A 22975-nucleotide genomic window follows, 5' to 3' on the forward strand; every position below is an offset into this window, starting at 1 on the left:
TGAAAACTAAACAGTAGATTATATTTCTGGTCAAGCTAATAAGGGCATAGGGTGGATGCCTAGGCACCAGTAGCCGACGAAGGACGGGATAAGCACCGATATGCCTCGGGTAGCCGCAAATAGGCGTTGAACCGGGGATTTCCGAATGGGGGAACCCACTTGAGAGAACCTCAAGTATCCTTTGCTGAACACATAGGCAAGGGAAGGAACACCAGGAGAACTGAAACATCTAAGTATCCTGAGGAAAAGAAAGAAAACTCGATTCCCTAAGTAGCGGCGAGCGAACGGGGAACAGCCCAAACCGAATACTTTGTATTCGGGGTTGCGGACACAACATAAAGGATGAAAATTAAGTAGTCGAAGGATCTGGAAAGGTCCACCACAGAAGGTGAAAGTCCTGTAGACAAAACTTAAAACATCCTAGTTGTGCTCCAGAGTACCACGGGACACGAGAAATCCTGTGGGAAGCAGGGAGGACCACCTCCCAAGGCTAAATACTAACTGGTGACCGATAGTGAACAAGTACCGTGAGGGAAAGGTGAAAAGAACCCCGTGAGGGGAGTGAAATAGAACCTGAAACCCTATGCCTACAAGCAGTGGGAGCACATTAAAGTGTGACCGCGTACTTTTTGTAGAACGGGCCAGCGAGTTATGGTATACAGCAAGGTTAAATACCAAAAGGTATGAAGCCGTAGGGAAACCGAGTCTTAACAGGGCGCCAAGTTGTATGCCATAGACCCGAAACCGGGTGACCTACCCATGGGCAGAGTGAAGTTGAAGTAAAATTCAATGGAGGCTCGAACCGGTTAGCGTTTAAAAGCTATCGGATGACCTGTGGGTAGGGGTGAAAAGCCAATCGAACTCGGATATAGCTGGTTCTCCTCGAAATAGCTTTAGGGCTAGCCTCGAGCAAGTGATTAGGAGGTAGAGCACTGAATGGTCTAGGGGCACATAGTGCTACCAAAACCTATCAAACTCCGAATGCCGGAATCACGTTGTTCGGGAGTCAGACTACGTGGGATAAGCTTCGTAGTCAAAAGGGAAAGAGCCCAGACCACCAGCTAAGGTCCCTAAATCCAAATTAAGTGGCAAAGGATGTGAGGTTGCACAGACAACCAGGATGTTGGCTTAGAAGCAGCCATACATTTAAAGAGTGCGTAATAGCTCACTGGTCGAGTGACCTTGCGCCGAAGATTTCCGGGGCTAAAATTTGGTACCGAAGCTGTGGACTCTAATAGAGTGGTAGAGGAGCGTTCTGTATGGGCAGAAGCCATACCGGAAGGAGTGGTGGACTATACAGAAGCGAGAATGCTGGCATGAGTAGCGAGAGGAGGGTGAGAATCCCTCCCGTCGAAAGCCTAAGGATTCCTGAGGAAGGCTCGTCCCCTCAGGGTTAGTCGGGACCTAAGCTGAGGTCGAAAGGCGTAGGCGATGGACAACAGGTTGAGATTCCTGTACTACCTAAGGGCGTTTGAGAGAAGGGGAGACGCAGGAGGATAGGCTGAGCGCACCGTTGGTTGAGTGCGTCTAAGCATGTAGGGAGTTAAGGTAGGCAAATCCGCCTTAACAATCCTGAAATGCGAATGGGAGCGAAAAACAAGTAGCGAAGCAGCTGACTCCACACTGCCAAGAAAAGCCTCTATCGAGCCCAAGGGTACCCGTACCGCAAACCGACACAGGTAGGCGAGGAGAGAATCCTAAGACGCGCGGAAGAACCTTTGTTAAGGAACTCGGCAAAATAGCCCCGTAACTTCGGGAGAAGGGGTGCCATCTGAGGTGAAGCATAAAGCAGAGCCTTAGATGGTCGCAGTGAATAGGCCCAAGCGACTGTTTACCAAAAACACAAGTCTCTGCTAAATCGAAAGATGAAGTATAGGGGCTGACACCTGCCCGGTGCTGGAAGGTTAAGGGGAAGAGTTAGCGAAAGCGAAGCTCAGAACTTAAGCCCCAGTAAACGGCGGCCGTAACTATAACGGTCCTAAGGTAGCGAAATTCCTTGTCGGGTAAGTTCCGACCCGCACGAAAGGTGTAACGACTTGGGCGCTGTCTCAACAAAGGATCCGGTGAAATTGTAGTACACGTGAAGATGCGTGTTACCCACGACAGGACGGAAAGACCCCGTGGAGCTTTACTGTAGGCTGACATTGGACTTTGGAATTACATGTACAGGATAGGTGGGAGGCTGAGAAGCATGGGCGCCAGTCTGTGCGGAGCCGGCGGTGGGATACCACCCTTGTAGTTCTGGAGTTCTAACCAGAGGCTGTGAACCAGTCTTGGGACACTGTCAGTTGGGCAGTTTGACTGGGGCGGTCGCCTCCTAAAGAGTAACGGAGGCGCTCAAAGGTTCCCTCAGCACGGTCGGGAATCGTGCAAAGAGTGTAAAGGCAGAAGGGAGCTTGACTGCGACACCAACAAGTGGAGCAGGGTAGAAATACGGACTTAGTGATCCGGTGGTACCGAGTGGAAGGGCCATCGCTCAACGGATAAAAGCTACCCCGGGGATAACAGGCTTATCTCCCCCAAGAGTCCACATCGACGGGGAGGTTTGGCACCTCGATGTCGGCTCGTCTCATCCTGGGGCTGGAGTAGGTCCCAAGGGTTGGGCTGTTCGCCCATTAAAGAGGCACGCGAGCTGGGTTCAGAACGTCGTGAGACAGTTCGGTCCCTATCCGTCGTGGGCGTAGGAAATTTGAGAGGATCTGTCCCTAGTACGAGAGGACCGGGATGGACAGACCGCTGGTGCATCAGTTGTTTCGCCAGAGGCACAGCTGAGTAGCTAAGTCTGGACGGGATAAGTGCTGAAGGCATCTAAGCACGAAGCCCCCCTCAAGATAAGATTTCCCACCGAAAGGTTAAGACTCCAAGTAGACTACTTGGTAGATAGGCCTCAGGTGTAAGAGTAGCAATACTCTTAGCTAAGAGGTACTAATAAGTCGAGGGCTTGACCAGAAATATAATGTATTGTTTAGTTTATGACCTAACCCCATTTGCGAAATGTATTTAGAGCAAATGGATGGTAGGTCAAACGCAAAGAATTTCCAAATTATATAAACGTAGCGAACAAATAATTTGGTGAATGAGACTGCGGTTGTCAATAAAAAAATACATAAAACATCTGGTGGCAATGGCAAGAGGGATACACCTGTATTCCATACCGAACACAGAAGTTAAGCCTCTTAGCGCCGATGGTACTTGGGTGGAGACGCCCTGGGAGAGTAGGACGCTGCCAGATTACATAATAAATCTAAATATAAAGTCCTATTTCGTAGGTCGAAGTAGGGCTTTTTTTATTTATTTTTTTACTTATAAAAAAACCTTGAAAAAAAATTTTTTTATAGTATAATATTATTTAGTACTTTATCGCATTAAATAGATAAAATATTTTAAGGAGAATAAATATGTTTATACTTAATATAATAAAATTGAATATACAACTTCACCATCATTATAGGTAGGGACTGTAACCTAGACTAGAAATAGTTCATAGGTACAATCCCTAATTGTGTTTGCCTAATTTGGCAATACTTTAATAAAATATCTTATATTTTATTAAGCTATTTTATATTTTGGGATTGTACCTATGATGATATAGAAGAAAAAATACAGGAATCATATAGGTACATCTATATGGTTCCTGTATTTTTTATTATTATGCTTTTTATTTTATTAAAAATATTATTAAAAGGTAAGGTGAATTAAATGGAATATTTAAAAATTGAAGATGAAATAAAATATCATAGTCAAAAATATAGAATACAAAGGGAGATTGAAGATATGTTTATAGAAGAAGGTTATTTTTATATTGAACCATCACTATATGAGAATTTAGATGAGCTTGAATCCTTTTATAAAAAAATAGGTAAAGAGTCTTTGGTTAAAATAATAAATGGAAATTCTGATGTAGTAGCATTAAGACCTGATAATACCACTAATATAATAAAAAATATTATTCCTAAATGGAAACAAGGAATGCAACTTAAATTATTTTATAATTCTTCAATATTTAAAAATGTAAATAATTCAAATATTGAAGAAATAAAACAATTAGGAATTGAATATTTAGGAGGATTTGATTTTGAGTCTGATATAGAAGTAATAGTTCTAGCATTGAATATTTTAAATAAGTTTAATGATAAGTTTATAATGGAAATATCCAATAGTAAGTATATCTATGGACTTTTAGAAGATATAAATATAGATAAAATACAAGAAAAACAATTAAAAAATATTATATATAGAAAAAATAAGTTTGAAATGTTTGATTATATTAAAAAATTAAATTTACCAAGTAAAATAATAGATTGTTTGGCAAATATATTTGAATTTCAAGGTAATATTTCTCAGGTTATAAAAAGAGCAGAAAAGTTTTATACAAACAAAATTATGGAAAAAGCTTTAGAGGAACTGATAATTTTAGGAGATTTTATTAAAAAAGAAGGATATTCAAAATATGTTTGTTTTGATTTATCTATGATTACAGAATTAGATTATTATGATGGGGTTATATTTAAAGGATATTATCCCAATAGTTTTAAAGAAATTATAAAAGGAGGTAGGTATGATTCTTTCACGGAATATTTTGGGGAAAAAGTTTCAGCTATAGGTTTTTCAGTAGAATTAGATGAAATTGCTAATATTATAAACACAAGGAGGTAAACAATATGGATTCTATAAGCATAGCTATATCAAAAGGTAGGATTGGCAAAGAAGCTTCTACTGTTTTTAAAAAAATTGGATTAGGGGATTCCATAGATATTAATTCTAGGAAACTTATTTTTAAAGATGAAAAAAATAAAATTAATTATATATACGTAAAGCCTTTAGATGTAGTTACTTATGTACAAAATGGAGTTGCAGATTTAGGGGTGGTAGGAAAGGATATTATACTGGAAAAGGATAGTGATGTGTATGAAATTTATGATTTAGGATTTGGAAAATGTAAGTTTGCAGTAGCTGGGAAAAAAAATAAACACACTTATTCCAAAGATAAGTTACTTAAAGTTGCAACATCCTATCCTAATATAACTAAAAAGTATTTTGATAAGAAACAACAAAAAATTAAAATAATAAAATTAAATGGTTCTGTAGAATTAGCTCCGTTAGTAGGTTTATCAGATGTAATAGTGGATTTAGTAGAAACAGGCAATACATTAAAAGCCAATGGACTTTATATAATAGAGGAAATGTTTGATATAAGTGCAAGGCTTATATGTAATCGAATAAGTTATAGATTTAAATATGATAGAATTTTTAATTTAGTTGAAAAGTTAAAGGAGTTGAAACATTAACATGATAAAAGTTATAAAAAATAAAAATTCAGAGGATAAAAAATTTATAGAAAAACTATTAAAAAGAAACCAATTAGAAATAGAAAAGATAAATAATCAAGTAAAGGATATATTATATCAAGTAAAAACTTATAAAGATGAAGCATTAAAAAAATATACTAAAGAATTTGATGGTGTTTGGATAGAAGATTTTTTAGTCTCTAAATATGAAATGGAAGAAGCTATGAATAATATAAATACACAACTAAAAGAAGACTTGATTAATATTAAAGAGAATATTGAAATATATCATAAAAAACAATTAAAAAAATCTTATTTCATAGAAAAGGAGAATACTATATTAGGTCAAATTATAAAACCTATAGAAAAAGTTGGCGTATATGTACCAGGTGGAAAAGCTGCCTACCCTTCTACAGTACTTATGAATGTTGTCCCTGCTAAAATTGCAGGGGTAAAGGAAATAATAATGATTACTCCTCCTGATAAAGACGGAAATATAAAGGATTCTATTCTTGCAGCAGCTCATATATCTGGAGTAGATAAAATATATAAAGTAGGTGGTGCTCAAGGTATAGGAGCTCTAGCTTTTGGAACAGAAAGTATTCCTAAAGTAGATAAAATAACAGGACCAGGCAACATATATGTAACAATAGCTAAAAAACAACTTTTTGGATATGTAGGTATAGATATGCTAGCAGGACCAAGCGAAATTTTAATAATTGCAGACAAATGGGCTAATCCTAAATATATTGCAGCTGATTTAATTTCACAAGCAGAGCATGATGAAAGAGCAGCAGCAATATTAGTAACATCCTGGGAACCAATTGTAAAAGAGGTACTATACCAAATAGAACTTCAAATTAAACATAATGACAGGAAGGAAGTTATAAAAAAAGCATTAAAAAACTATAGTGCCATAATAATAACAGATTCTTTGGAGGAATCTATAGAAATAGCCAATGAAATAGCACCAGAACATTTAGAAATATTAACTGAAAATCCTTTTGATATATATAAAAATATTAAAAATGCAGGAGCCATTTTTTTAGGAGAATATTCTCCTGAACCTTTAGGGGATTATTTTGCAGGTACTAATCATATTTTACCTACAAGCTCCACATCTAGATTTTCTTCCCCTTTATCTGTAGATGATTTTATTAAGAAAACTTCACTTATATATTATGATAAAGAAGCTTTGATGAAATCAAAGGATTGTATTATAAGAATGGCTAAAGAAGAAGGATTACCAGGCCATGCTAATTCAATAAAAATAAGATTTGAGGAGATGTAATATATGAAATTAGTAAAAGAAAATATTGAAAATATAAACAAATATGAACCAAATAAAAAACCCTATAGGATAAAATTAGATGCTAATGAGGGGGAAAACATATTTTTTTCAGATATAGGTGATGAATTAAAATTAAATTTATATCCAGATGGTGATTCTTCATTATTGAGAGATGAAATAGGAAAATATTTAAATGTAGATCCTAATAATATAGTAGCAGGAAATGGTTCTAGTGAGATGATAGAATTGGTCATGAAAGCATTTATAGATAAAGGAGATATTATTTTAAGCTTTATTCCTACTTTTAGTATGTATCAGATATTTAGTCAAATTTATTCAGCTAAGTTTATAGGCATTAATAGCAATGAAAATTTTGTTCAAGATGTTGATGTATTAATTGAAGAAGCAAAAAATATAAAACCTAAAATCATATTTATATGCAATCCTAACAATCCCACAGGTTATTTGATGAATAAATATGAAATTAAAAAGCTACTAAATAATACAGATTCCCTAGTAGTTGTTGATGAAGCATATATAGAATTTGCTCAAGGTTCCATGGTAGAATACATCTCCCAATATGAAAATTTAATAGTATTAAGAACATTATCTAAAGCTTTTGGGCTTGCAGCTATAAGAGTAGGTTATATGGTATCAAATAAACATATAATCGATATTATAAACAAAGTAAAGTCCCCTTATAATTTAAATTCCATAAGTCAGTATGTAGGTGTGAAGGCTTTGAGAGAAAAGGAGAAAATGTTTCAATATATAGAAGAGGTAAAAAAGGAAAGAAAATATCTTTATAATGAACTAAAAAAATTTCCTATAGAAGTATACCCATCTAATGGCAATTTTATATTTTTTAAATCTGAAGTTTCTAAACTTGATGAAAAATTAAATGAAAAGGGAATACTAATACGAAGTTTTTCTAAAGATTTAGAAAATTATTATAGGGTTACTGTAGGAAATAGATGGGAAAATGAAGAATTTATAAAAAGTTTAAAGGAGATTTTAGAAAATGAGAACAGCTAAAATTACAAGAAAAACAAATGAAACCAATATATTGGTATGTATTGATATAGATGGAACAGGTGAAAACCAAATTGATACTGGTATAGGTTTTTTAGATCATATGCTTAATTTAATGGCATTTCATGGCAAATTTAATTTAAAAGTAATTTGTGAAGGTGATTTACATGTAGATGATCACCATTCTGTAGAAGATATAGGAATCGCTTTGGGACAAGCTTTTAATGAAGCATTAGGTGATAAGAAAGGTATTCAAAGATATTCAAGTATTTATATTCCCATGGATGAATCTTTATCCCTTGTAAATGTAGATATTAGTGGTCGCCCATATTTAATATTTAATGTTGATTTTAAATCTGAAAAATTAGGAGAAATGAATACTCAAAGTTTTAAGGAGTTTTTTAAAGCTTTTACTTATCACTCTGGGATTACTCTCCATATAAATTTATTATATGGAGAAAATGATCACCATAAAATAGAATCTATATTTAAAGGTTTTTCCAGAGCATTAAAGGAAGCTACAATTATAATTTCAAAAGATTTACCATCTTCTAAAGGAGTAATATAAAAATAGAAAGGAAGATAATTATGTTAATATTACCTGCAATTGATATTAAAGACAATAAATGTGTAATGCTATCTCAAGGGAAATTTAACCATATGAAAGTATATTATTCAAATCCCATAGAAGTAGCATTAAAATGGCAAGAAGAAGGAGCTGACTATTTACATTTGGTAGATTTAAATGGTTCAATAGGAGATAATTTAATAAATAAAAAATCCATAGAAAGAATTATTAAAGAGGTAAATATTCCTGTTCAAGTAGGTGGAGGAATAAGGGATGAAAAGAAGGTAGAAGAAATTTTAGAGTTAGGAGCTAGTAGAGTGATTATGGGTACTGTAGCAGTAGAAAATATGGAGCTTTTACAAAAATTAATAGGTATATACGGAAATGAAAAAATTGTAGTCTCCATTGATGCAAAAGATGGAAGAGTTGCAACAAGAGGTTGGGAAACTATAAATGAAATAAATTCCATGGATTTATGTAAAATACTTGAGGAAATAGGGGTTAGCACTGTAATATACACAGATATATCAAAGGATGGTATGCTTACAGGTCCAAATTTTAATATATATAGAAAACTAAAGGAAAATACAAATCTTAATATTATTGCTTCAGGAGGTATATCCTCATTAGAAGATGTAAAATTATTAAAAAAACTAGATTTATATGGAGCAATTATTGGAAGAGCTTTTTATGAGAATATATTAAGCTATAAGGAAGTGATAGAATGTCTATAGTAAGAATAATCCCTTGTATTGATATGATAAATGGAAGAGTAGTCAAGGGTAAAAATTTTAAGAATATAGTTGATGTAGATAGTATAGATTATTTGGTAGAATACTACTGTAATACAGGAGCTGATGAAATTATTTTTTATGACATAAATGCTTCTATTGAAAAAAGGAAAACTGATCTTCTATCGATTAGTAAAATAGTTTCAAAAATAAATATACCATTTTGCGTAGGAGGAGGAATAACTTCTGTTGAAGATGTTGAAAATTGCATAAATATTGGAGCAGAAAAAGTATCCATAAATTCTGCAGCTATAAAAAATCCTAACTTAGTTAAGGAAATAGCTATGCAATTTGGCAGTAAAAGATTAGTTGTAGCTGTTGATGTAAAAAAGAACATGGAAGGTGGATGGAATATATATACAAATGGGGGTAGTTTAGATACAGGATTAGACGCAATAGATTGGATTAAGAAAGTAGTTGATTTAGGAGCTGGAGAAATAGTGGTAAATAGCATTGATACAGATGGAATGAAAAATGGCTATGATATTGAGTTATTAAAAACAGTTAAATCTGCTGTAGATGTTCCTATAATTGCATCAGGAGGAGCTGGAAAATTTGAAGATTTTTATAATGTTATTCTATTAGCAAATGTTGATGGGGTTTTAGCAGCTTCTGTATTTCATTATGGGGAAATTAAAATTTGTGATTTAAAAAAATATTTAAAAAGCAAAGGAATTTCTTTGATAGATAAAAAATAATTTTAATGGAAAGGTGGGAGTTAAAATTAATAAAAAAGTTGAAGATATAATAAAAGAAATAAAATTTGATGATAGAGGATTAGTACCTGCTATAGCTCAAGATGTGAAAACTAAAGAGGTATTGATGCTTGCTTATATGAATAGAGAATCCATCGAAAAAACTTTTCAAGAAGGTGTTGTATATTATTATAGTAGAAGTAGAGAAAAACTGTGGAAAAAAGGAGAAACTTCAGGAAACATTCAAAAGCTCAAAGGTTTTTATTATGATTGTGATAAGGATAGTATTTTATTAATAGTAGAGCAAGTAGGAGTAGCTTGTCATACTGGAAATTATTCATGTTTTTTTAATAAAGTACTGGAAACAAAATATAAAAATATAAATATAATTGAAGAACTTTATTCCTTATTGGAAGATAGAAAGAATAATCCTAAAGAAGGTTCCTATACCAATTATCTATTTAGAGAAGGAATAGATAAAATACTTAAAAAAATAGGAGAAGAAGCGTCAGAAGTAATAATTGGAGCTAAAAACAATAGAGAAGAATTAATATATGAAATAAGTGACTTAATATATCATACATTAGTCCTTATGGTAAATGAAAATATATCCATAAAAGATATAGAAGAAGAACTTATTAGCAGAAGAAGTTAATAGTAATAGGATAGCCTCCTTTCTAATATTATTAGTTAGTGGAGAGGAGGCTTATAATGAATAAAAATTGGATTAAAATTGCATCTATATATGTGGGAACAGTAATAGGGGCAGGATTTGCTTCTGGTAGGGAAATTATAGAATTTTTTGGAGTATATGGTATTAAAGGAATATGGGGTATTGTTATAGCAGGTTTATTATTTTCTCTAGTAGGAAGTTTATTGTTAATTAAAATATATAATAAAAAAATAAATGGTTTTGAAGAATTAGTATTAAATATTTTTGGAAAAAGATTTGGCTTTATATTGGACACTATAATGATATTTTCATTGTATACTGGATTTAGTGTTATGGTGGCTGGAAGTGGTGCCATATTCAAACAGGAATTAAATCTTTCCTTTAATATTGGAGTTATATTTATGATAATATGTGCTTTTCTGGTTTTTCTATTTAGTTTAGAAGGCTTATCTTTTATCAATTCTATATTAGTACCTTTGTTGATTATTGGGATAATATTTATCACCTTTTATGTAAATATAAATGGTGGATATAATTTTTCTAATATTAAGGGAGCTAATATAACTAAAAAAGGAAATTTCATAACCTCATCTTTATTATATTTTGGTTCCAATTCGTTAATTATAATCATAGTATTTTCTTCCCTTCTTCCTCTAATTGATAGTAAAAAAACAGCTGCAATAGGAGGAACTTTAGGAGGTATTATATTATTTGTCCTTGGATTATCCATATTGACTTCTATTCTTGTATATTATAATGAAGTATTTATTCTAGATATTCCCATGTTAAAAGTATGTGATTATGTAGGAAAACATTATAGAAAATCCTATGCAATAATTTTATGGATAGCTATGTTTACTACTGCATTGGCAAATGGTTTTGGATTTATGAATAGGATATCTAAAGATAAAAATAATATATTTTCTACAGCTTTATTTTGTATATCTACTATTCCATTAGCTAAAATAGGTTTCTCTAATCTAGTGGGAGTTTTATATCCAATATCTGGATTGATTGGTATTATGGTGATGATAGGAATTTTTATTTTGTAGTTTGTTTTTCTGTTATAATATTATTAATATAAAAAATATTAGGAGCTGATAAAGTGCCTTATGTAAAAATATTAGATAAAAATATATATTATAGAGAATATGGCAGTGGTGAACCTATAGTATTTTTAAATGGAATGATGATGAGTACTAGTAGCTGGATTCCTTTTGCTAAAATTGTATCTAAAGATTATAGAATGATAACTGTTGACCTATTAGATCAAGGTAGATCTGATAGTTGTGAAGATAAATATATTATAGATACTCAAGTGGAATTTTTAAATCAATTTTTGGGAGAATTAAATTTGAAAAAAGTTCATATATTGGGAACTTCCTATGGTGGGAAAGTAGCTTTAACTTTTGCCATAAAGCACCCTACAAAGGTAAAGTCTTTAATACTCTCCAATACAGATAGTTATACTACTAATATCATGAGAGATATAGGAAGAGGTTGGATTTATGGAGCTTCAACTTTGGACGGTGAAATTTTTTCTACTCTAATTATGCCCTATATATATTCCTATCATTATTATGAAAAAAATTATGAAGAAATTAAAGCAAAGGGAAAGACTTTTGAAAAAATGTTAAATGAAGAATGGTATCAAAGATTTAAGAGGGGTATAGAAAGTGCAAGAAACTTTAATGTATATGATGAACTTAAAAATATTAAAAGCCCAACATTAATAATAAGTTCTGAATTTGACATTATCACACCTATAGGATATCAAAAGCTTATTCACGAAGAGATAGAAGGCTCTAAATGGATAATAATTAAAAGAGCTGGTCATGCTTCAATGTATGAAAAACCAGAAGAGTTTATATCAATAGTAATGGATTTTTTAGAAAGTATAAAAAATATACAATAATTCCTATAAAAACTGGGAAAAAATGGACTGCAAAAAGAACTGTCCCTTTTGCAGTCTTTTTATACGAAAGGTAAATACTTATTATCTTCAGATTTATATAGTTTTTTAATGTTTTTTTCTATGATTCTAATTCCTTCAACTATTTCTTCATTGGATACTGCACCAAAACTTAAACGTATATAATTAGAATATATACTGTCATTTATAAAAAATATTTTACCAGGAACTATAGCTACATTGTTTTCTTTACATTCATTATATAATTCAACACAATCTATGTTTTCTGGTAGTTTTACCCAGATACTAAGTCCCCCGTTGGGTTTGACAAATGAAATATCATATTTTTTAAGTTTATCTAATTCTTGTATCATAGTATTATACTTATTCTTATAAACTTTTTTTACAGTGTCTATATGTTTTTTCCAGTATCCTTTTCTTAAAAATAGATCAAAAGCTCTCTGTAAAAATCCAGAGGAAGAAACATCTGTTGTATGTTTAGCTTTTATAATATCTTTAAATAATTTTTCTGGAACGGTCATAAAGCCCATCCTTATCCCTGGCATAAATATTTTAGAAAAGCTTTTAATATATATGACATTATCTGTATGATCTATTGATTTTAATGGTAACTTTATATTCTCATCATAATTTAGATCTGTTAAGAAATCATCTTCTATAATATATATGTTATATTTTTTACTTAAATTTATTAATTCTCTTTTTTTATCTTCACTATAGGAATAGGTTGTAGGACTTTGATAGTTAGTCATCATATATATGAATTTTGGACTATATCTTTGGATATACCTATTTAAAATTTCCAAATCCATTCCATCTTTTTTCATAGGAATACCAATTATTTTAGCACCTCTGGATTGAAAAGCAGCTATAGCTCCAGAATAAGTTGGGTTTTCTACTAATACAGTATCTCCTGGAGAAATTAAAGCTTTAGTTATTATATCTATTCCTTGCTGTCCACCAGATATTACTAAAATTTGGTCTTTTGGCACATTTATATTGTAATTTTTACTTAAGAAATTGCAAATAGATTCTTTAAAGGGTTCATATCCTGTTATTTCTGGATATAAAAAGGCGCTCCCTTTATCTCTGTCTAAAACCTCAATTAATGATTGCTTAAATTGGGCAATAGGAAACATTTCAGGAGTTGGAGATACAGTAGCTAGATTGATGCTATCTTTAGAAATAGGTAGAATTCCCCCTGTCATTAGTTCCATATTTTCGTCTTCCATATAAGAAACATTTAGATTATAATTAGGGCTTCTTACATAAGTTCCACTGCCTTTAACAGAATATATATAGCCTTCTTGTTCTAGCAATTTATAGGCGTTTACAATTGTTATGTTATTAACTTCTAATTTTTTTGCTAAATTTCTTATAGAAGGTAATTTTTCTCCTTCTTTTATTTCTTTCTTTTCTATCATATCTTTGATATTATTATAAAGTTGTATATATAATGGAGTGCTTAGATTTTTATTGATTAACATATTTATAACCTCCATTTAATGTATCGATACATTAATTATATCAGATATAAAAATATCTACAACAAAAACTAGAAGGAATTATTAAAAAGGTATAGAATTATAACAAGGGTGATGTGATATGGCGGAGAAAAAGCAGGAAGGAAAAACTCATATTGGATTTAAAATATTTATTATACTTTTACTAGGAATTATATTGTTTTTTTTAAATGAAGAAAATCAAATAAAATTTATTCAATTTATAAATGGTAATTTGTTTGCTAATTTAGAACCAATAATAGAAAAATCCATATCTATAGGAGAGGATATAGAAAAGGTGTTTATTCATGGAGGAAGTATAGTTCTTTGGAAAGATAATAAACTTATTAAATTGGATTTTGATGGTAATAAACAATGGGAAAGAGACTTTATATTTGATAATACAGGAATATCTGTTGGAGAAAAATATATCTATGTATTTGAAAAACCGTCTGGAATAATTCATTTTTTAGACACTAATGGAGAAACTGCCCATAGGGTAGATTTAGAGACTCCTATTGTGAATATAGTAGAAAAGGATAAAAATGTTCTAGTTCATATTATAAAAGGAAATAAAGAAGGAATAAGTACATTAGATATGGAAGGTAATACAATAGATGAATTTCTTATTGGGGACAAAAATATATTGACCTATGATATAAACGAAGATAATTTTACATATATAATATCTAGTTTAAAATTAGATAAAAATGAAATAACATCGGAAGTACAGGTATTTAAAAAAGGAAATGAACTTTTATTAGAAAAAGAAATTAAAGATGAAATGATACTGTATACAAATTTTATCGATAAAGATAAAGTATTAATAATGACAGATGGCTCTTTGTATATGTTAAAAGAGAAAGAAATATTATGGGAGAAGGAGTTTCAATTAATAAAGGATATATATGTTGATGGTTCAAAAATATATATCCTTTATGGTAATACTATAGAAACTATATCTATAGATGGGGAAACTCAAGAGAAAATTTCTTTTACTGAAGAGTATAAGAAGATATTACCTTTTAATGGATACTTAATTGTTTATGGTGATGAATATATATTAGGACTAAAAAAAGAAGAAGAATTATTTAAATATAAAAGCGAAGAGCCTATACTGAAAATAATAGAAGAATTGGATAAGTTAATATTAATTCATGAAGATAAAATAGAGCTGATGAAATTTGAGAAAAAAGCATAGGATATGGTGATTTTTATGAACTGGATAGATATAATTATGATTATAATATTGATATTTTCAATGATAAGTGGTTTTAAGTTAGGATTTATAGTGTCTATATTTAGTATATTGAAGATTATAATATCTGTTATTATAACTAAACAATATTACCCTCTTATATATGAGTATATAATTAATAAACCTAAAATATATAATATATTTAATACTATAGTTGAGTTTATACTTAATATATTATTTTACACTAAAAATAAACAAGATTCAGGATTTATTCCTGATTTGATTTCAAAAGGATTGGTAAAAATAATTATCACATTTTTTGCCATAGGATTGGTATTTTGGGTATCTAATAAATTATTAAACTTAATTATGAAACTTTTCTCTAATATTTTTAAAGTACCAGTACTTAAGCAATTAAATAAAGTAGGAGGTATATTATTTGGATTAGTTAAGGGACTTTTTATTATATACCTATTAAACTTAATATTATATCCAGTAGCTTTTATTTTTCCTAAATCTTTTATAGGAAAAGCTATATCTGATTCATTTGTGTTTAATTATTTAAAAGAGCAGATATTTATAATATTTAGCAACAAAGTTTATATTTAATAGAAGCTATAGTAGAATAATCCCAAGTACTTGGGATTATTCTACTACTATCTCAACTTTTTCTCCATCTTCTGATTCTATGTCTACAAGTTTACCCATTGCCCCATTTTTAATAGCTTCAAATAATTCTTTTAAATCATTTTCGTTAATATCAGCTTCTTTTAATTCTGGAACAAAGGCTGGACCAAATTTTCCTGCCATTTTCATGCCTACATCTATTAAAGCTATTGGTATGGTGACATTGATTTTGGTATTATCATCAGGATCAAAAACTTTTATTTTAAGCCATTTTGCTTGTTTGTTATCTACATAAGTTTCTTCAACATTTTCTAAAGCATCTAATAAATTAATACCTTCTTCAGGAGTAATTTTTCTTTCTTCAATCATCTTTAAAATTTGTAGTTTTTCTTCCTTTAAATTGTTTTCCATATTAATCCTCCTTCCATACTTTTATTGACCCATTGGAAGTAGACGCAGTAAATTTAAAGTGATCTAATTCCTCATTAAAATTTTTACTATGGGCTATAACTTTATTTTTTTGTTCATTGACTTTATATATCAAATTAGGTATCTCTAAATATATATTTCCACTGGAAGTTTCTAAATCAAAATAATATTCTTTATTAATATTTTCTATTTCTATAGCTCCATTAGAATTATGAATTATTCCCCTTTGAGAAGTTTTATAGCTTCCTCAGAGGTAATTTCTCCTTTACTCAATCTTTCTAATATTTCCTTTCTATCTACCTCAGATTCAGTATATTTTGGGCTGTAACCTAGAGCAGATATTACGTCTTCAAGTTTATTTCTAACAGTTGGATAAGAAATACCTAATTCTTTTTCTATTTCTTTAATATTTCCCCTATTTTTAATGAATACCTCAACGAAATTTTTTTGTTCATCTGTCAGCTTACAAAATTTACAAATGGAAAAGTGACCTTCTATTTTAGTGTAGCAATTATTACAACTTAAACTAGTCACTTCTAATTCTTTTCCGCATACAGGGCATCTTCCTAATACTTCTTTTTTCATAATTCATCATCCTTTATAATATACTTATTTTTACTATAGTGTTATCTCCATCTTCTATATCTACCATATCAAAAGGTCCATATTTTTTTAATTCATTAAATATTTTTCTTAGATCTTCACTATTGATAGATTCCAATATAGATTTTGTTTCTTCATCAATATCATTAACAAATTTTAGTGCAATGGATCCTAATCCAAGTCCCAGACTGATAAAAAGATCTAGTAGCCAAAATGGAATTGCTGGTAATTTAATATTCTTATCTTCATCTGTAATGTAAATTTTTATTTTAGAGGCTTTTCTTTTTGGAAGTTTTAGATTTTCATGGACATTTTTAATTTGATCTAAAGCTTCATTAGTAGTAATCTCTCCTTTATTTAATTTTTTTAATATACTTCTAATTTTTTCTTTCAATGAAATTCCTCCTATGAAAAATGAATAAAAGGATTTAATATATTAAAGTATAATAAGTAAATAAAATAAATTTAATTTCATAATTTATTTCTTTAATATTATAATAGTATTATTTTTTAAAAATGTCAATATAAATATTAATTATTTTAATATTTATATTAAAATAATTAATATACAATCTTAAATACTAAAATTTACTTTAAAGGCAAGTAAAAAAGCAATAAATTTTATCTATATATAAGTAGCAACCTATAGATTATAACTATATTTATAGCTTTTAAAAAATAGTATAATATACTTATAAACTAAAAATTGGAGGGATTTTTTATGGATATAAAAGTAGATGCAAGAGGGAAGGCTTGCCCTAAACCAGTTATTATGACAAAAAAGGAGTTAGATAAAATAAAAGAAGGTGTGGTAGTCACCATAGTAGATAATGAAGTAGCAAAAAATAATGTGTCTAAATTAGCTAATAGCTTGGGTTATGAATATGAAGTAAATAAAATTAGTGATGATGAGTTTCATATTATTATAACAAAAGGAGAAGAGACAGTATGTGCTGATATAGATAGTTCTAGTAATTTTAAGGATTTAACTATTGCTTTTGCCTCTGATACTATGGGTAAGGGTTCAGAAGAATTAGGAAAAATATTGATAAAATCTTTTATATATACATTAACTGAAGCAACTCCTTATCCAAAAACATTAATATTTTATAATGGAGGAGTACACTTGACATGTGAGGGTTCAGAAGTATTGGAGGATTTAAAAAAATTAGAAGAAGAAGGTGTGGAGATTATATCCTGTGGCACTTGTTTAGATTTTTTCAATAAAAAAGATAAGGTAATGGTAGGGGAAATTTCAAATATGTACACTATATATGAAAAATTAAAAAATCCAAATAATACTGTAACTATAAGTTAGGAGTATGTTATAATGAAAGATAGACAGTTTGGTGTTATTACTTTTAGATCAACAAATTATGCAATAAAAGGCGAATCTGTATTTAAAAATTATGATATTAAAATTAGGACTATCCCTACTCCTAGGGAAGTTACCCATAGCTGTGGTTTAGCGTTAAAGTTTGAACTTGAGGATACAGAGTTAGTAAAAAAAATAATTGAGGAGAATCAACTGGATATAGAAGGTATTTTTAAAATAGTAAAAAGTGAAACAGAAAGTTTTGCAGAAAAATTAGACTAAATTTAAGGAGAGTTATAGATGGATAGGGTATTAAACTTTATTAATAAATTTTTTAAAAATTCAAAAGGAGACTTAAATATTTTTGGCAAGGGTATAAAAGTAGTTATAATATTCATAGTAATAAAATTGTTAATAAAAACTACCTATAAAATTATAGATAAAGCTATGCACAGTAAAAAGAAAGGTATATTATATTCTGATGAAAAGAAGCTTAATACCTTATCCATTGTACTTAAAAATATTATCAAATATATATTTTATTTTATAGGTTTAATAATGATATTAGATATATTTAATATAAAGACATCTTCCATATTAGCTACAGCAGGTATAGGGGGATTAGTTATAGGAATAGGAGCTCAATCATTAGTTAAAGATATAATTACTGGGTTCTTTATATTATTTGAAGATCAATTTTCCGTTGGAGATTATGTAAAAATAGGGGAATATGAAGGGATAGTTGAGGAATTAGGGGTTAGAGTTACTAAAGTTAGAGATTTTTCTGGGGAGTTGCATATAATTCCTAACAACAATATTGGGACTGTAACCAATAGAGCTAGAGGGGCAATGAGAGCCCTCGTAAAGGTTAATGTAGCCTATGAAGAGGATATAAATAGAGTAATAAATGTGTTAAATGAAGTTTGTAAAGATATAAGAAAAGCTCATGATAATATAGTAGATGGTCCTAATATATTAGGAATTAGCGATTTAGGGGAGTACGGAATAGAGTTAACTATTGTAGCAAAAACTAATCCTATGGAGCAATGGGGTATAGAAAGAGAAATTAGAAAAAGAGTAAAGGAAGCTTTTGATAGAGAAAATATAGAAATTCCTTATCCTAAACGGGTTATATATGAGAAAAATCCTAAGGAGTGATGCAAAAAATGTTAAAATATGAAGTAGGAGATGTCGTAACATTAAAAAAACCTCATCCTTGTGGGGAAAATAAATGGGAAATAATGCGTACAGGGGTAGATATAAAACTAAAATGTTTAGGCTGCAACAGACAAATTTGGCTACCTAGAATAGATTTTGAAAGAAGAGTAAGAAAAATATTGGTAGATGATAAATGGATAAGTATTATCCATTATAATGGAAAAGAAGAAAATGAATAGAGCTTTGTGTTTTAAATAGTTAAAAGACTAGAAATAAAATATCATCTCTGTTATAATAATAATATGTACATTATTACTTAATTAATTCATATTTTGGAGGTGTTTTTATGGTTTTTGATAAAATAGATAAGATGGGGGATTACGAACAAATTATATTCTGCAATGATAAAGAATCAGGGCTAAAAGCAATTATAGCTATTCATGACACAACTCTAGGACCAGCATTAGGAGGATGTAGAATTTGGAATTATGATTCAGAAGAAGAAGCCTTAATTGATGCGATGAGATTAGCTAAAGGAATGACTTACAAAAATGCAGCAGCAGGATTAAATATAGGTGGAGGTAAATCTGTAATAATTGCAGATCCAAAGAAGGACAAGACTGAAGCATTACTTAGAGCATTTGGTAGATATGTTGAAAGCTTAAATGGTAGATACATAACAGCAGCAGATGTAGGAAGTGGTCCAGAAGATTTGGATATTATATATCAAGAGACAGATTATGTAGTAGGTATATCTGAAAGTTATGGTTCATCAGGAGATCCAAGTCCAGTAACAGCTTTTGGTGTTTATAGGGCTATGATGCGAACTGCAAAAGAAGCTTTTGGAGATGACTCATTAAAAGGCAAAACTATTGCTATTCAAGGATGCGGAAGTGTAGCATATACTCTATGTAAACATTTACATGAAGCAGGTGCTAAAATGATAGTTACTGATATAGACAAAGAAGCAATGGAAAGAGTTGTAAAGGATTTTGGTGCTGAAACAGTAGAACCTGATAAAATATATGAAGTAGAAGCTGATATATTTGCACCATGTGCTCTAGGAGCTATATTAAATGATGAAACAATACCAAAATTAAAGGTTAAAGCTATATGCGGTAGTGCAAATAATCAATTAGAAGATATTGAAAAACATGGTAAGATGTTAAAAGATAGAGGAATTGTTTATGCACCAGATTTTATAGCTAATGCAGGTGGAGTTATAAATGTAGCAGATGAATTAGAAGGATACAATAGAGAAAGAGCATTGGCTAAAGCTTCAACTATATATGATCAAATGGGATTAGTTTTTGATATTGCAAGAGAAGAAAATATTACAACAGCAGAAGCAGCAGATAGGATGGCTGAAGAAAGAATTGCGGCTATGAAAGAAATAAGAAGCAATTTTATAAGAACTGAGCATAATATTTTATCTAGAAGATAAATAAGCTATATAAAAAAGTAGGTTGGTATACCAACCTACTTTTTTATATAGGTAATATTACCTTGATTTCAGTTCCTTCATTTAGTTTACTATTTAAAAATATTTGTCCTTTATGATATTTTACTATGTGTTTTACAATGGATAATCCTAAACCTGAACCCCCTACTTTTTTTGAGCGGCTTTTATCTACCATATAAAAACGTTCAAAAATTTTATCTTGTTCTTCTTCTGGTATTCCAATTCCTGTATCTTTAACTTGAATTACACAGGAATTGTCAATTTCACCTATGAATATATCTATTTTACCATTAGGTTTATTATATTTAATAGCATTGTCAACTAGATTGTATAATAAGTCTTTGATCATTCTTTTATTAGCTTTGATAGAGATATCTTCAACGGTTAAGTTTAATGTTAAATTTTTATTTTCAGCCCTTATTTTTAAAGGATATATAACATCATTAACAATATCTGACATACAAATTAATTCCATAGTAGTATTTTCCATTTCATCTTCGATGTGGGATAGATGGATTATAGAATCAATTAAACTTAGTAGTCTAGTACCTTCTTTGTGAATTATGGTAGCAAATTTAATAGTATCTTCTTTACTGACTGTACCAGTAGCTAGTATTTCAGCAAATCCATTTATTGAGGTTAAAGGAGTCTTTAATTCATGAGATACGTTAGCTGTAAAATTTCTTCTGGCTTTTTCAGCTTCTTTTAATTGTGAAATATAATTTTCAATTTCTGTTTTTTGAATTTGTATAGTTTGTAAAAATGGCTTTAATTCATCATATATTTCTACATATTCTATTTCTTTTCCTGATAGAATATTTTCTATATTTTGAGTTGCAGCTGATATAGGTTTTATAATATTATTAGTTAAAATATGTGCAACTATATATAAAGATATTAAAATAAATACTAAAACTCCTACTGTGACAGGAAGAATTGACAATATTCTAGATGAAAAATCTATATATCCTTTAGTTTCTGTACTATATATATCATAAAAAAGGAAAGCTATAATTCCAGATGTTAAAATTGCAGTAATAGTTGCAACCATTGCCAAATTAAAATAAATTTTTTTTTCCATCCTTTATCCTCCTAATTTGTAGCCTACATTTCTAACAGTTTGAATATATTTACCTGCATCTCCAAGCTTAAGTCTTAATGTGCCAATATGAACATCAATAGTTCTAGTTTCACCTTCAAAATCAAATCCCCATACTTGATTCATTATTTTATCTCTAGATAAAACTATTTCTTGATTTCTCATTAAATAATACAATAATTCAAATTCCTTGTGAGTTAAATTTACTTCTTTACCATTTACTTTAACTAAACGTTTTTCATAATCAATAGATATTTCTTTAAAAGTTAATTTTGTATCTGGTTTATTTTTGTGACTACGGCGTAAAACAGCTTTTACTCTAGATATTAGCTCCATTATACCAAATGGTTTTTCAACATAATCGTCAGCTCCCATATCTAATGCTTTAACTTTGTCAAATTCACTAGTTTTGGCTGTGAGCATAATAACAGGAATATCAGATGTTTTAAAGTTAGAGCGTAAATTTTGGAGAATTGTATATCCATCATCACCTGGTAACATTATATCTAATATAATTAAATCAGGATTGGGTAGATTAAATAAATTTTTCCCATTTTCAAGTCCTACAGCTTTAAATCCATTATTTTCGAGGGCATAAACTACTAATTCTCTAATACTTTCATCATCTTCTATACAATAGATTAAAGTCATTTAATCAGCTCCTACCATGTATAATGTTCTCCAGTGATTGCAAAATATACCCATTCTGCAATATTTTGAGCATGATCTCCTATCCTTTCTAAATATTTTGCTATCATCAAAAAATCAATTGACTGTTCTTTATAATTTATATCTTGTATGATCAATTCTACTAGCTCATTTTTAATTATATCAAATAATTCATCTACTGTGTCATCATATGCAATTACTTTTTTAACAAGTGTTATGTCTCTATTGACAAAAGAATCTATACTACTTTTAACCATTTTTATTGTAGCTTCAGCCATTTGGGGTATATGAATAAGCTCTTTTAAATATGTTTCTTCTGCAAGTCTAATAGATATTTCTGATATATCTGCAGCTTGATCTCCTATTCTTTCCATATCTGTGATCATTTTTAAAGCAGCAGATATAAATCTTAAATCTTTTGCTACAGGTTGGTGCCGTATCAATAATTTTAAACATCTTTGTTCAATAGCTCTTTCCATGTCATCTATTTCTTTATCGTTTTCTATCACTCGTTTTGCCAATTCAATATTTTGTTCATCTAAAGCTGTAATAGCTGCTTTTATAGAGCTTTCGATTAAATTTCCCATCTCTATTAATTCGTTATTAAGCAAATCCAATTCTTTATCAAACTTATTTCTCATA

Annotated in this window: 24 protein-coding genes and 2 rRNA genes; 19 read left to right on the forward strand and 7 right to left on the reverse strand. The window is 30.0% G+C overall.

All coding sequences use genetic code 11. The annotated features are described in order from the left end of the window. Positions 1–28 precede the first annotated feature (28 nt). From JL105_RS00065 to JL105_RS00120, 12 genes are all read left to right on the forward strand, one after another. Positions 29–2949, forward strand: a 23S ribosomal RNA gene (locus JL105_RS00065). Positions 2950–3114: 165 nt separating this feature from the next. Beyond that, positions 3115–3232, forward strand: a 5S ribosomal RNA gene (rrf, locus tag JL105_RS00070). A gap of 467 nt (positions 3233–3699) precedes the next feature. After that, a complete protein-coding gene (locus JL105_RS00075; protein ID WP_132027630.1) occupies positions 3700–4656 on the forward strand; it encodes an ATP phosphoribosyltransferase regulatory subunit in 957 nt (318 codons plus the stop codon). 5 nt (positions 4657–4661) lie between these two features. After that, a complete protein-coding gene (hisG, locus tag JL105_RS00080; RefSeq protein WP_132027632.1) occupies positions 4662–5288 on the forward strand; it encodes an ATP phosphoribosyltransferase in 627 nt (208 codons plus the stop codon). Position 5289: 1 nt separating this feature from the next. Next, positions 5290–6579 (forward strand): histidinol dehydrogenase, encoded by a 1290-nt coding sequence (hisD, locus tag JL105_RS00085; RefSeq protein ID WP_132027634.1) that lies wholly within the window; start codon positions 5290–5292, stop codon positions 6577–6579. A gap of 3 nt (positions 6580–6582) precedes the next feature. Then, positions 6583–7614 (forward strand): histidinol-phosphate transaminase, encoded by a 1032-nt coding sequence (hisC, locus tag JL105_RS00090; RefSeq protein WP_132027636.1) that lies wholly within the window; start codon positions 6583–6585, stop codon positions 7612–7614. Next, positions 7601–8179, forward strand: a complete 579-nt coding sequence (gene hisB, locus JL105_RS00095; protein WP_132027638.1) for an imidazoleglycerol-phosphate dehydratase HisB — start codon at positions 7601–7603, stop codon at positions 8177–8179. Before hisC ends, hisB begins: the two co-directional genes overlap by 14 nt. A gap of 20 nt (positions 8180–8199) precedes the next feature. After that, positions 8200–8913 carry a 1-(5-phosphoribosyl)-5-[(5-phosphoribosylamino)methylideneamino]imidazole-4-carboxamide isomerase gene (gene hisA / locus JL105_RS00100; protein WP_132027640.1) on the forward strand — a complete coding sequence of 238 codons (714 nt, stop codon included), beginning with the start codon at positions 8200–8202 and terminating at the stop codon, positions 8911–8913. Further along, complete coding sequence (gene hisF, locus JL105_RS00105) at positions 8904–9668, forward strand: imidazole glycerol phosphate synthase subunit HisF (protein WP_132027642.1); 765 nt, start codon at positions 8904–8906, stop codon at positions 9666–9668. The genes hisA and hisF overlap by 10 nt, the downstream gene beginning before the upstream one ends. Positions 9669–9681: 13 nt before the next feature. Beyond that, positions 9682–10320: a bifunctional phosphoribosyl-AMP cyclohydrolase/phosphoribosyl-ATP diphosphatase HisIE gene (gene hisIE, locus JL105_RS00110; RefSeq protein ID WP_237722285.1), complete on the forward strand. Its 639-nt coding sequence runs from the start codon at positions 9682–9684 to the stop codon at positions 10318–10320. 56 nt (positions 10321–10376) lie between these two features. Next, the gene (locus JL105_RS00115) at positions 10377–11390 is read left to right on the forward strand and encodes a YkvI family membrane protein (protein ID WP_132027644.1); all 1014 of its coding nucleotides are present in this window, start codon (positions 10377–10379) and stop codon (positions 11388–11390) included. Between the two features lie 53 nt (positions 11391–11443). After that, on the forward strand, positions 11444–12253 hold the full coding sequence (locus JL105_RS00120; RefSeq protein WP_132027646.1) for an alpha/beta fold hydrolase: 810 nt from the start codon (positions 11444–11446) through the stop codon (positions 12251–12253). 59 nt (positions 12254–12312) lie between these two features. Here JL105_RS00120 and pdxR read toward each other — a convergent pair whose 3' ends face one another. Then, a complete protein-coding gene (gene pdxR / locus JL105_RS00125; RefSeq protein WP_132027648.1) occupies positions 12313–13758 on the reverse strand; it encodes a MocR-like pyridoxine biosynthesis transcription factor PdxR in 1446 nt (481 codons plus the stop codon). A gap of 118 nt (positions 13759–13876) precedes the next feature. On the opposite strand from pdxR, the gene JL105_RS00130 reads away from it, so the two are divergent. After that, a complete protein-coding gene (locus tag JL105_RS00130) occupies positions 13877–14974 on the forward strand; it encodes a DUF5711 family protein (protein ID WP_132027650.1) in 1098 nt (365 codons plus the stop codon). A gap of 15 nt (positions 14975–14989) precedes the next feature. Beyond that, entirely contained in the window at positions 14990–15580 is a 591-nt protein-coding gene (locus JL105_RS00135; protein WP_158280013.1) for a CvpA family protein, read from the forward strand. Positions 15581–15616: 36 nt separating this feature from the next. On the opposite strand, the gene JL105_RS00140 is transcribed toward JL105_RS00135, so the two are convergent. The 3 genes from JL105_RS00140 to JL105_RS00150 form a co-directional block, all read right to left on the reverse strand. After that, positions 15617–16009 (reverse strand): SHOCT-like domain-containing protein, encoded by a 393-nt coding sequence (locus JL105_RS00140; protein ID WP_132027654.1) that lies wholly within the window; start codon positions 16007–16009, stop codon positions 15617–15619. A gap of 234 nt (positions 16010–16243) precedes the next feature. Further along, on the reverse strand, positions 16244–16612 hold the full coding sequence (locus JL105_RS00145; protein WP_132027656.1) for a DUF2089 domain-containing protein: 369 nt from the start codon (positions 16610–16612) through the stop codon (positions 16244–16246). A gap of 13 nt (positions 16613–16625) precedes the next feature. After that, the gene (locus JL105_RS00150) at positions 16626–17024 is read right to left on the reverse strand and encodes a hypothetical protein (RefSeq protein ID WP_132027658.1); all 399 of its coding nucleotides are present in this window, start codon (positions 17022–17024) and stop codon (positions 16626–16628) included. Between the two features lie 327 nt (positions 17025–17351). Here JL105_RS00150 and yedF point away from each other — a divergent pair, with 327 nt between their 5' ends. The 5 genes from yedF to JL105_RS00175 all read left to right on the forward strand — a co-directional run bounded on the left by yedF (position 17352) and on the right by JL105_RS00175 (position 20547). After that, positions 17352–17948, forward strand: a complete 597-nt coding sequence (gene yedF, locus JL105_RS00155) for a sulfurtransferase-like selenium metabolism protein YedF (protein WP_132027660.1) — start codon at positions 17352–17354, stop codon at positions 17946–17948. Between the two features lie 12 nt (positions 17949–17960). Next, entirely contained in the window at positions 17961–18227 is a 267-nt protein-coding gene (locus JL105_RS00160; protein WP_132027662.1) for a putative Se/S carrier protein, read from the forward strand. 18 nt (positions 18228–18245) lie between these two features. Further along, on the forward strand, positions 18246–19103 hold the full coding sequence (locus JL105_RS00165; protein ID WP_132027664.1) for a mechanosensitive ion channel family protein: 858 nt from the start codon (positions 18246–18248) through the stop codon (positions 19101–19103). An 8-nt stretch (positions 19104–19111) separates the two neighbouring features. Further along, a complete protein-coding gene (locus JL105_RS00170) occupies positions 19112–19342 on the forward strand; it encodes a DUF951 domain-containing protein (protein WP_132027666.1) in 231 nt (76 codons plus the stop codon). A 107-nt stretch (positions 19343–19449) separates the two neighbouring features. Further along, the gene (locus tag JL105_RS00175) at positions 19450–20547 is read left to right on the forward strand and encodes a Glu/Leu/Phe/Val family dehydrogenase (RefSeq protein WP_132027668.1); all 1098 of its coding nucleotides are present in this window, start codon (positions 19450–19452) and stop codon (positions 20545–20547) included. 43 nt (positions 20548–20590) lie between these two features. Here JL105_RS00175 and JL105_RS00180 read toward each other — a convergent pair whose 3' ends face one another. Genes JL105_RS00180 through phoU form a run of 3 tightly spaced genes read right to left on the reverse strand, consistent with a single transcriptional unit; the run spans position 20591 to position 22974 of the window. After that, positions 20591–21646, reverse strand: coding sequence for a sensor histidine kinase (locus JL105_RS00180; protein ID WP_132027671.1), 1056 nt, complete (start codon positions 21644–21646; stop codon positions 20591–20593). A gap of 3 nt (positions 21647–21649) precedes the next feature. Beyond that, complete coding sequence (locus tag JL105_RS00185; protein ID WP_132027673.1) at positions 21650–22315, reverse strand: response regulator transcription factor; 666 nt, start codon at positions 22313–22315, stop codon at positions 21650–21652. A gap of 11 nt (positions 22316–22326) precedes the next feature. Beyond that, positions 22327–22974 (reverse strand): phosphate signaling complex protein PhoU, encoded by a 648-nt coding sequence (gene phoU / locus JL105_RS00190; protein ID WP_132027675.1) that lies wholly within the window; start codon positions 22972–22974, stop codon positions 22327–22329. Position 22975 lies beyond the last annotated feature (1 nt).

The sequence above is a fragment of the Keratinibaculum paraultunense genome (assembly GCF_016767175.1).
GTDB lineage: Bacteria > Bacillota > Clostridia > Tissierellales > Tepidimicrobiaceae > Keratinibaculum > Keratinibaculum paraultunense.

Coding starts and splice junctions, on each gene's coding strand:
- JL105_RS00075 (WP_132027630.1), top strand. CDS start 3,700: ATGGAATATTTAAAAATTGAAGATGAAATAAAATATCATAGTCAAAAA.
- hisG (WP_132027632.1), top strand. CDS start 4,662: ATGGATTCTATAAGCATAGCTATATCAAAAGGTAGGATTGGCAAAGAA.
- hisD (WP_132027634.1), top strand. CDS start 5,290: ATGATAAAAGTTATAAAAAATAAAAATTCAGAGGATAAAAAATTTATA.
- hisC (WP_132027636.1), top strand. CDS start 6,583: ATGAAATTAGTAAAAGAAAATATTGAAAATATAAACAAATATGAACCA.
- hisB (WP_132027638.1), top strand. CDS start 7,601: ATGAGAACAGCTAAAATTACAAGAAAAACAAATGAAACCAATATATTG.
- hisA (WP_132027640.1), top strand. CDS start 8,200: ATGTTAATATTACCTGCAATTGATATTAAAGACAATAAATGTGTAATG.
- hisF (WP_132027642.1), top strand. CDS start 8,904: ATGTCTATAGTAAGAATAATCCCTTGTATTGATATGATAAATGGAAGA.
- JL105_RS00115 (WP_132027644.1), top strand. CDS start 10,377: ATGAATAAAAATTGGATTAAAATTGCATCTATATATGTGGGAACAGTA.
- pdxR (WP_132027648.1), bottom strand. CDS start 13,758: ATGTTAATCAATAAAAATCTAAGCACTCCATTATATATACAACTTTAT.
- JL105_RS00130 (WP_132027650.1), top strand. CDS start 13,877: ATGGCGGAGAAAAAGCAGGAAGGAAAAACTCATATTGGATTTAAAATA.
- JL105_RS00135 (WP_158280013.1), top strand. CDS start 14,990: ATGAACTGGATAGATATAATTATGATTATAATATTGATATTTTCAATG.
- JL105_RS00140 (WP_132027654.1), bottom strand. CDS start 16,009: ATGGAAAACAATTTAAAGGAAGAAAAACTACAAATTTTAAAGATGATT.
- JL105_RS00145 (WP_132027656.1), bottom strand. CDS start 16,612: ATGAAAAAAGAAGTATTAGGAAGATGCCCTGTATGCGGAAAAGAATTA.
- yedF (WP_132027660.1), top strand. CDS start 17,352: ATGGATATAAAAGTAGATGCAAGAGGGAAGGCTTGCCCTAAACCAGTT.
- JL105_RS00160 (WP_132027662.1), top strand. CDS start 17,961: ATGAAAGATAGACAGTTTGGTGTTATTACTTTTAGATCAACAAATTAT.
- JL105_RS00165 (WP_132027664.1), top strand. CDS start 18,246: ATGGATAGGGTATTAAACTTTATTAATAAATTTTTTAAAAATTCAAAA.
- JL105_RS00170 (WP_132027666.1), top strand. CDS start 19,112: ATGTTAAAATATGAAGTAGGAGATGTCGTAACATTAAAAAAACCTCAT.
- JL105_RS00175 (WP_132027668.1), top strand. CDS start 19,450: ATGGTTTTTGATAAAATAGATAAGATGGGGGATTACGAACAAATTATA.
- JL105_RS00180 (WP_132027671.1), bottom strand. CDS start 21,646: ATGGAAAAAAAAATTTATTTTAATTTGGCAATGGTTGCAACTATTACT.
- JL105_RS00185 (WP_132027673.1), bottom strand. CDS start 22,315: ATGACTTTAATCTATTGTATAGAAGATGATGAAAGTATTAGAGAATTA.
- phoU (WP_132027675.1), bottom strand. CDS start 22,974: ATGAGAAATAAGTTTGATAAAGAATTGGATTTGCTTAATAACGAATTA.